Below are 9,198 nucleotides of genomic sequence, written 5' to 3'. Positions count from 1 at the left end.
CGCCGAGGCTGGGGAGGCGTGAGGTGCGGTGCTGAGGGGTGGGACACAAAGGGGCAGCCGTGAGAGGGGCGCAGGCGACTCAAGGACCGCAAGGAGGGAGCGATAGCGACCGGCTGAGGACCGCAGCGAGCGTGCGGCCCTCCCACGGCTGGGGCTTTGAAGATGTTCACCGTGGAGCCGTCGCTCACGTATAAACAGCAGACAGCAACACCACTCAATCACGTATACACAACAACTCTATCAACCTGAGACACCCACTCCCGTAATCGATCACGAAGCATCGGTTACTGACCAGCCGTTTCGGAAGAAGAGATGGCTGAGTAAGCACAGTTCGACAGACGGGAGATCTGCTCGTCGATGCCAACGTTACCGCTATCCGACTGATAAACGAGAGAAGTCGATCGCGACCGTAGGCGGCTGACCGTTACTTGCCCTGACGGTCGTTGCCGGTGACGCTCGGGCGGGTCTTCTCGGTGCCCTTGCCTCGCGTGCGCTGACCGCGGCCCTTCGTGCCGGCGGAGGTGAGCCCGCGGAAGGCGCGCCCGCGGTGGTCGTCCGAGGTGATCCACCCGAGGTCGTCGTCGTTCTCGATCGCGGGGTGGGCGGGGTCCACGAGAATCACTTCGTGCCACTTCTGGGAGCCGTCTTCGCCGACCCAGTAGGAGTTGAGCACGCGGAGGTTGCGGTACTTCCGCGAGGCGCGCTCCTCGGCGATCCGGTGGATCGACTTGCGGCGCGAGAGGCGGTTGACGCCCTGGCGCTTCGACCGGCGACCGGCCTTGTGGCGCTGCTTGCGCGAGCCGCCCTTCCGGACGCTCACGCGGGCGACGATGACGCCCTGCTTGGCCTTGTATCCGAGTTCGCGGGCCTTGTCGAGGCGGGTGGGGCGCTCGATGCGCTCGATGGCCCCCTCGTCGCGCCACTCCTGTTTGCGCTGCCACTGCAGCTCTGCCAGTTTCCCCTCCTTGGGGGACCGCCACGCCTCCTTGATGTGCGAGTAGAAGCTTCGTGCCATTGGTGTATCCGCGGACGGTTGCGATTCAGCCGCGAGGCGGCTACATATCGTCTCGTCCCGGGGAGCGTCGACGGCGTTGACGAGCTTCGCTCGTCAGCCCATCAGACGCAGTCTGATGACGTCGACGAAGCCCCGGCGGCGAGTGCCCGCTGTGTCCGCACCAGCGAGTTACTCGTATTTCCCGTGGTCCGCCCTTAACCGCTTCGCTACGGCGGTCGCGTGGGGAGGGGTGGCACGCACGATTCGGGACGAGGGAGAGCACGATTCGGGACGAGGGAGAGCACGATTCGGGACGAGGGAGAGTCCGAACGCGTACGCGATGGAACCGGGTGAGAGAGGGTCGGTACGGCTCGCTGGCCGGTATCGAGTCGGACACACAGAAGGAACGGTCGCGGGAAGGCGCTAGCGTATCCGCGCGGATGCGGCTGACCGCGGGACGCGCTGAGGCGGACCACTCACGGGCGGTAGCGGGTGTCGAAGGCGTGCCACGGGAGGGGCACACTGTCGGTGACGAGCGCCGCTTGACCGTCGCCGATGGAGCCGTCGACCACCGACAACCGTTCGTACCGACGCGAGTCCGATACGGCTCGACCCCCGGCAGTGCGGGCCTTTTTCAATCCCCGATGGCGACGGAGACGAGGAAGGCGGAAGGCCGGTATCGAATCGCGAACGTGGCCGTAGCGGGTCTCATCTCGCACCGGCGCGTCAGTGGGTGGGAAGAGGGGTCGCGGCGCGAGGCTCACGCGTCGGCGAACAGCCCGTCGACGATCGTCTCGATCAGCGCCGCCTCGACGCGCTCGTAGGCGGCGTCGTCCTTCGCGCCGATGGGCGCGTTCTGTGAGCGAGCGACGAACACGAGCGCGTAGAACAGCTCGTTGACCAGTTCGGGGTCGTCGTACCGGAACGCGTCGAGCGCGGCCCACCGCTCGGCGAACGGGAGCTCCGAGTCCCGCGCCGCCGGCCCGATCGACGCCACCGACCCGTCGGCGTCGGCGAGCCGGTCCTGTAAGGCCCGCAGCTCCCCGTCGACGATCAGCGTGGAGATGAGCGGGTTCGTCCGCACCTCCCGGAACGTCGTCCGTAAGAGCGCCCGGACCTCCTCACGTGGCGTGTCGACGTCGGCGACGGCCTCGGCGATCCGCGCCTCCAGCGCCTCGCGCTCGGCGCGCAACACCTCAACGTACAGCGCCTCCTTCGAGTCGAAGAAGCGATAGAAGGTGCTCGTTCCGATCCCGACCGCCTCGGTGACGTCTTTCACGCGCGTGCGCTCGAAGCCGAACCGCTCGAACAGCTCGCGGCCGGCCGCGACGAGCTCCGCCCGGATCCGTTCGCGCTCCTCCTCGGAGAAGCCGCTCATCGCGCTTCCCCGTCGATCTGTCGCTCGAGCTGAAGTTCCATCAACGGCGGCTACGAATCCAAAAACAAAGACGTTATTGGTTCTCGAGTTCACGTGAGAACGTGAAACGCGCGGCGGCGACACCCGGACCGGCTCGGCACGAACAGTCGATTCCGGGCGGCTACGGAGGCGGTCTTCTGTCCCCGAGCGCCGCGGTTCCCTGCGCGGGACCGCGGGGCGCCCTCGCGACGTTCGATTCAGCATGAAACGGAACACAGTTCTCGTCGTGGTCGTGGTACTGGCGCTGGTGACGAGCGGAACGGCCGGGTTCGTCGCGGGGGCGGCGCCGACGGCGGACGCGGCCGCCGTGGCGGCGCCGAGCGACGACGGGGGCGGAACGCCGCTCCAAGTCATCCAAGGGTCTCCCGATCTGAGCGTGACGGCCCCGAGCGCGACGCTTACCCCCGGGCGAACGAACGAACTCACCCTCCAGATCTCGAACGACGGCGACATGGACCTCGGCACCGCACAGACCCGCGAGATCGTCACCACCGCACGGAACGTTCGCGTGACCGCCACCGCCGGCGGCACCCCGCTCGACGTCGAGACCGGCACCCTCGCGATCGGCTCGGTCACCGAGAATCGACCTGGAGAGGCGACCGTCGCGGTGAGCGTGCCCGAGGACGTCGATCAAGGGACCTACGAGATCGACGTCGAGCTGGAGTACTCGTACACCTACCGGCAGTCGGGCGGCGTCACCATCGACCGCCCGGAGACCGTCGACGCCGAGGTCGACGTTGATATCTCCGAGGACGCCCGCTTCCGGGTCGTGAACGCGACCACCGACGCGAACGTCGGTGGCGAGGGGACCCTCGAGGCGGAGATCGAGAACGTCGGCGCCGACGTCGCCCGCGACGCGACCGTCGTGTTGGAGTCGTCGAGCGGGGGGCTCGCGTTCGGCGAGCGCGCCAGCGACGCGGCCCGGATCGACGAGCTCGCCCCGGGCGAGACCGCCACCGTGCGCTACGACGTCGGCTTCGCGCCGGGCGCGCTCGTCCGCGAGCACGTCCTGAGCGGGACCGTCACGTTCGAGACGAGCGAGGGACTCCAGCGCGTCGACGAGAGCGTCTCGGCCGGGGTAACCCCCGGCGCGGAACAGCGGTTCGCGGTCACCGACGTCGAGTCGGACCTGTACGTCGGCGAGGAGGGGACGGTCACGGGAACGCTGACGAACGAGGGGCCGAACGAGGCCCGCAACGTCGTGGTGCAGTTCGCCGAGGAGTCGCAGAACGTGATCCCGATCGAGCGCAGCGTCGCGGTCGGGACGCTCGGACCGGGCGAGTCCGCCGAGTTCCGGCTCCCGATCGAGATCGGCGGCGAGGCGAAGCCGGTCGGCCGCTCGGCCGACATCGCGGTCCGGTACCGGAACGCAGATCTCGAGCCGCGGGCGTACCAAGACCTCGAACTGCTCTACGACGTGCGATCGGAGCGCGACCAGTTCCTGCTGGAGGTCGACGACCGCGAGATCGCGACCGGCGAGGGGCGCTCGGTCGAGGTGACGGTGACGAACAACCTCGACGAGCCCGTCACCGACCTCGAGGCGCGGCTGTTCGCGGACGACCCGCTCGACAGCGGCGACGACGAGGGGTTCGTCGACGAGCTCGCCCCGGGCGAGTCGACGACGCTGACCTTCGACCTGGAGGCGTCGGGGTCGGCCGCGACGAAGACGTACCCGATCTCGTTCGACTTCCGGTACGACGACGCGAACGGGAACAGCCAGCTCTCGGACACGACGCGGGTCCCGATCACCGTCGTTCCGAGCGAGGGGGGATTCCCGCTCGGACTCGGGCTCGGCGTCCTGCTCGTCGTGGTCGTGCTCGGAGCCGGCGCGTACGTGCTCCAGAGGGAATAGATGGGTCGAGCGGGCCAGTGGGTCGAGGCGACCGTCGAGCGGCTCAACGAGCTGATCGTCACGCGACCGCGGACCGTCGTCGCGCTGTTCCTCGTGGTGACGGCCGTCTTCGCCGGCGGGATGACCGCCGTCGAGACGCAGACCGACGCCACTGAGGGGTTCTCCGAGGACCTCCCGGAGCAGGAGGCGCTGGACGCGATCGAAACCGAGTTCGAGGACCCGTTCGCGACCGACGAGGAGACCACGCAGCTGATCCACGACGGGACGAACGTCCTCGACCGCGAGGAACTGCTCACCATGCTCCGGCTGTTGGAGCGGGTCGACGAGCGCGACGACCTGCGGGTGGCGTCGGCGAACGGTCCCGCGACGCTCGTCGCGCAAACGATCGACCCGACCGCCGACACGCCGACCGCACAGCGACGGGCCGTGCAGTCCGCGACCGACACGGAGGTCCGTCGGGCCGTCCGCGGACTGGCGGAGAGCCAGCGGTTCGCCGCGGTCGTCTCCGACGACTTCAACCCGAACGACGCGACGGCGTCGACGACTGTAACGGTGATCACCCACGACGTCCCGCAGGGTTTCGACGACCTCCAAGGGATACAGACCGACATCAAGACGCTCGCCGAGGACGAGCCGGCCGACATCCGCACGTTCGGGAGCGGGATCATCAACGCCGAGACCGGGAACATCATCGCCGACTCGTTGCTCATCGTGATGCCCATCGTGGTGTTACTCCTGTTGGGGTTCCTCGCGGTCGCGTACCGCGACCCGATCGACCTGGCGCTCGGGCTGTTCGCCCTCCTGATGACGATCATCTGGACGTTCGGATTCCTCGGGTTCACGGGCATCCCGTTCGACCAACAGCAGATCACGGTCCCGGTGTTGCTGTTGGCGGTCGGGGTCGACTTCGGGATCCACTTCGTCAACCGCTACCGAGAGGAGACCGTGAAGGGGTACGACGCGGTGCCAGCGATGCGGATCGCCGCGAACCAGCTAGCGATCGCGTTCGTCATCGTCACCGTGACGGCGGTGTTCGGGTTCGGGGCGAACGTCGCGTCCGACCTCGAACCGATCCGGAACCTCGGGCTCGTCTCGGCGGTCGGGATCGTGTTCACGTTCCTGATCTTCGGGCTGTTCCTCCCGGCGGCGAAACTCGAGTTGGACCGACTCCGCGAGCGCTACGGCGTCCCGGAGTTCGGCTCGACCCCGATCGCTTCGGAGGGGTCCGCGCTCGGCCGGCTGCTCTCCGTCTCGGTGACCGTCGGTCGGCGCGCGCCGGCGCTGTTCGTCGTCGTCCTGCTCGTCGCCTCCGCGGGGATGGGCGCGTACGGCGCCGGCGTCGACACGACGTTCGAGCAGGAGGACTTCCTCCCGCCCGAGGAGGAACCGGGGTACGTCGAGTACATCCCCGAGCCGTTCGCGCCCGGCGAGTACACCGTCACGTCGACGCTCGGACTGCTCGAGGACAACTTCGAGGCGAGCCAAGACGCCTCGCTGACGATGTTCGTGGAAGGGCCCTTCGAGGCGGATCACGCGTTGGAGGCGCTCGCCGCTCCCAACGACGACCCGCCGGGAACGCTCGCGGTCGGCGACGGCGGCGAAGCCGAAACGACCAGCATCGTGACCGTGATTCGGTCGCACGCGCGGTCCGACCCGGAGTTCGCGGCGCTCGTCGCCCGTAACGACCGGGACGGAAACGGGATCCCAGACCGCAACCTCGACCGGATCTACGACGCGCTGCTGGAGTCGCCGGCGGAGCCGCGGGCCTCCCAGTACCTCACCGACGACCGCCGCGGCGCCCAGATCGAGTACACCGTCGAGAGCGGCGCGACGCAGGAGGAGATCGCCGCGGACGGAGCCGAGCAGGCGAGCCGGTTCCGCTACGCGGCGACCGCGACCGGCCAGATCGTGATCTTCGACGCGATCACGGCGATCATCTTCGAGTCGGCGATCCAGGGGCTCTTCCTCGCGGTGGTGTTGACCGGCGTCTTCCTCGTCGTGACCTACGGAATCTTGGAGGGAATGCCCCTCCTCGGGATCGTGAACGTGTTCCCGATCACCGTCGCCGTCGCCTCGCTGGTCGGCACGATGCGGCTGTTCGGGCTGCCGCTCAACGCCCTGACAGCGACGATCCTCTCTATCGCGATCGGGATCGGGATCGCGTACTCGGTTCACATCACGGCCCGCTTCATCGACGAGTACAAGGAGGGAGACGACGTCGCCACCGCGCTCCGAACGACTCTGACCGGAACCGGCGGCGCGCTCACCGGGAGCATGCTCACGACCGCGCTCGGAACGGGCGCGCTCGGCCTCGCGATCACGCCCGTGCTCGGGAACTTCGGGCTGCTGATCGCGTTGAGCGTGCTCTACTCGTTCGGGCTCTCGGTGGTCGCGCTCCCGCCGGCGCTGTTCCTATGGGACCGGTACCAGACCGGCGCGCCCCTCGTCGGCCGCGCTCGTGACCTCTAGTGCCGGCCCGCGGCGGCGGTACGCGTTCGCGTCGCCCACCGTTTTCCTCCGCGTCAGTCGCCCGCCGCCAGCCACACGGCACCGCCAGCGACCCGGCGTTCGTGCGCTCGCAACGCCCACCTGCAAGGGCGTCAAGGCCGTGGAACACGTAGTGTGTCATAGGCGCGGTCGGACGCAGAACGAGAGCGGAGCTCTCGTTTGCGGTCGGCGCTTCGCGCCGACGACGCCACCGCCTCGGGTAGGAGGTCACGTCCGGCCGCGCCGCATTTCCCCCGGACCGACGCTCCGCGTTCCGGGGCGTCGGCCACGCCGCAGATCGACCCGCAGAAGATCGACCCGCAGAGGCACACACCGCGCTCGCGCGGCCCGCGCTGAGGTCGATCGACGGCGAGGGCAGTGGAGCGCTCGAACCGCAGCGTCGTCCCGGACGATATTCTCGAGAGAACCCTCGAATAAGAACGCTCTTAGGAGTCCGGAGTAGACGGAGCGGTATGCCCAAGATAAGCGTCGAGATCCCGGGCGAACTGCTCGACGACCTCGACGGACACGTCGGCGACGACGGGAAGTTCGTGAACCGGAGCGACGCCGTCCGTGCGTCCATCCGCAAGACGCTCGATCTCCTCGATGAGATCGACGCGCGCCACGACCGGCTTGAGGCCGACGGAGATGACCCCGATCGTAACGACGGAGCGACCGATGAGTAGCCGGGCGCACACGGGGACCTCCGGGACCGACGGCCCGTTCGCTGCCGGCCCCCTCGACCGCTCCGCGGTGGCCGCGGTCGGGCTGATCACCCTGTTCGTCGTCGCGCTCGCGACCGCCCAGCTCACCGCCGCGAAGGTGATCGCGCTCCCGCTGCCGGTCGCGCTCCCGGTCGTCGGCGCCGAGATCGTCCTGCCGGGCGCCGCCCTCGCGTACGCGCTGACGTTCCTCGCGTCCGACTGCTACGCCGAGCTGTACGGCCGCCGCGCGACGCAAGTGGTCGTCAACGTCGCCTTCCTCGCGAACTTCCTCGTGCTCGCCCTCGTCTGGTCGACGCTCGCCGCCCCGGGCGTAAACCCCGAGGTCGCGGCCGCGTTCGACACCGCGCTCGGCCCCGCGACGAACGTCGTCGCCGGAAGCCTGTTAGCGTACCTCGTGAGCCAGAACTGGGACGTGTTCGTCTTCCACGCGATCCGCGACCGGACCGGTGAGCGGCTGTTGTGGCTGCGCAACATCGCCTCGACCGCGAGCAGCCAGGCGCTCGACACCGCGATCTTCGTCGGCGTCGCCTTCTACGCCGCCCCGGTCCTGCTCGGCGTCGGCGACCCCCTCCCGGGGAGCGTCCTCCTCGCGCTCGGGCTCGGGCAGTACCTCCTCAAGTTCGCGATCGCCCTCCTCGACACGCCGATCGTCTACCTCGTCGTGGGCGCCGTCCGCGAGTAGAGTACCCGTCGCGGCACCATAGAAGCCGTCGACGGGCGCAAGAGACTTACCGGCCGCCACCGTGTGAACGGTAAGCATGGATCTCCGCGTGCAGGGTGACGTTCCCCCCGATCCGTTCCTCGGCGCCGCCGACCTGTTCGAGACCGAGTGCTCGCTCGCCGACCCCGTCCACGTGAAGGTGCGCGAGGACCCAGACGAGCGGACGTGGGCCGGCCACTACGACGGCTACCACGTCCTCAACGTCTCGAAGCGCGCCGCCACCAGCGCGATGGCGCGAGAGCTGGCCGTCCACGAGCTCTCGCACATGGCCCGCTACGAGGAGGGCCACGCCTCTCACCTCCAGTCGACGGAGGAGGCGTTATACCTCGGGCTCGCGGGCGAGAAGGTGGAGCGTCGGAAGCTCGCGCACTGTTACCAGATCGCGAATCACATGAAGGACATCTACGCCGACGACATCACGCTCTCCGTCGCGCCCGCGGACAAGCTCCTCGGCTTCTTGGAGTCTACCCTCGCGGCCGCGGTCGCCGACCGCCCCGACGTCTCGCGGGACGGCTCTCCCCCCGTGACGGCCGGTGCCGACCCGGAGATCACCGCCGTCAACGCCGCGTTCGCGCTCGCTCTCGTCGAACGCCACGACATCGCCGGCCCGAGCCACCGGATCTACGACCTCGCGCGCGCCGCCGGGAGCGACACCGACGCGGTCGACCTCGACGCGTTCAAGGAGCGCTTCCTCGCGCTCGGTCCCGACCCCTCCGAGAGCGACTACCGGAAGGCGCTCGTCGCGGCGGCTCGGGCATACGCCGTATGAGAATCAAAGCAGTGAGCTCTGTGGAGATTCAGACGCTGTCCGAGCGACAGCGACGACTTATTTAAATGAACGAGGCGGTGGCGCGTGCCGACGAGCACCCCTCGGGTGCGAGTCGCACGCGCGAGGGAGTCGGACCGGCGCTACCGCGCCGGTCCGATGAGGTAGGGGAGGCGTGAGGTGCGGGGCGAGGCGGCGCTGTGCGGGGCGGGACTCAAAGGGGCGCTGTGCGGGGC

7 protein-coding genes are annotated in these 9,198 nt (G+C 68.8%); 5 read left to right on the top strand and 2 right to left on the bottom strand.

The window, feature by feature from the left end:
* Nucleotides 1-424: 424 nt before the first annotated feature.
* Together OQF71_RS12665 and OQF71_RS12660 are read right to left on the bottom strand one after the other, a co-directional pair.
* A complete protein-coding gene (locus OQF71_RS12665) occupies nt 425-1,015 on the bottom strand; it encodes a 50S ribosomal protein L15e (RefSeq protein WP_280588104.1) in 591 nt (196 codons plus the stop codon).
* Nucleotides 1,016-1,754: 739 nt separating this feature from the next.
* On the bottom strand, nt 1,755-2,372 hold the full coding sequence (locus OQF71_RS12660) for a TetR/AcrR family transcriptional regulator (RefSeq protein WP_280588103.1): 618 nt from the start codon (nt 2,370-2,372) through the stop codon (nt 1,755-1,757).
* Between the two features lie 241 nt (nt 2,373-2,613).
* Between OQF71_RS12660 and OQF71_RS12655 the strand changes: the two genes are divergently transcribed.
* The 5 genes from OQF71_RS12655 to OQF71_RS12635 all read left to right on the top strand — a co-directional run bounded on the left by OQF71_RS12655 (nt 2,614) and on the right by OQF71_RS12635 (nt 8,965).
* A complete protein-coding gene (locus OQF71_RS12655) occupies nt 2,614-4,263 on the top strand; it encodes a COG1361 S-layer family protein (RefSeq protein ID WP_280588101.1) in 1,650 nt (549 codons plus the stop codon).
* Nucleotides 4,264-6,732, top strand: a complete 2,469-nt coding sequence (locus OQF71_RS12650; RefSeq protein ID WP_280588100.1) for an MMPL family transporter — start codon at nt 4,264-4,266, stop codon at nt 6,730-6,732.
* Nucleotides 6,733-7,223: 491 nt separating this feature from the next.
* Nucleotides 7,224-7,436: a type II toxin-antitoxin system ParD family antitoxin gene (locus OQF71_RS12645; RefSeq protein ID WP_280588099.1), complete on the top strand. Its 213-nt coding sequence runs from the start codon at nt 7,224-7,226 to the stop codon at nt 7,434-7,436.
* Nucleotides 7,429-8,157 carry a queuosine precursor transporter gene (locus tag OQF71_RS12640; RefSeq protein ID WP_280588098.1) on the top strand — a complete coding sequence of 243 codons (729 nt, stop codon included), beginning with the start codon at nt 7,429-7,431 and terminating at the stop codon, nt 8,155-8,157. Before OQF71_RS12645 ends, OQF71_RS12640 begins: the two co-directional genes overlap by 8 nt.
* A gap of 76 nt (nt 8,158-8,233) precedes the next feature.
* A complete protein-coding gene (locus OQF71_RS12635) occupies nt 8,234-8,965 on the top strand; it encodes a DUF5781 family protein (protein WP_280588097.1) in 732 nt (243 codons plus the stop codon).
* The last annotated feature ends 233 nt before the right edge of the window (nt 8,966-9,198 follow it).

It is taken from the genome of Halorubrum sp. Boch-26 (assembly GCF_029889805.1).
GTDB lineage: Archaea > Halobacteriota > Halobacteria > Halobacteriales > Haloferacaceae > Halorubrum.
This window is presented reverse-complemented; position numbering and strand designations above follow the sequence as displayed.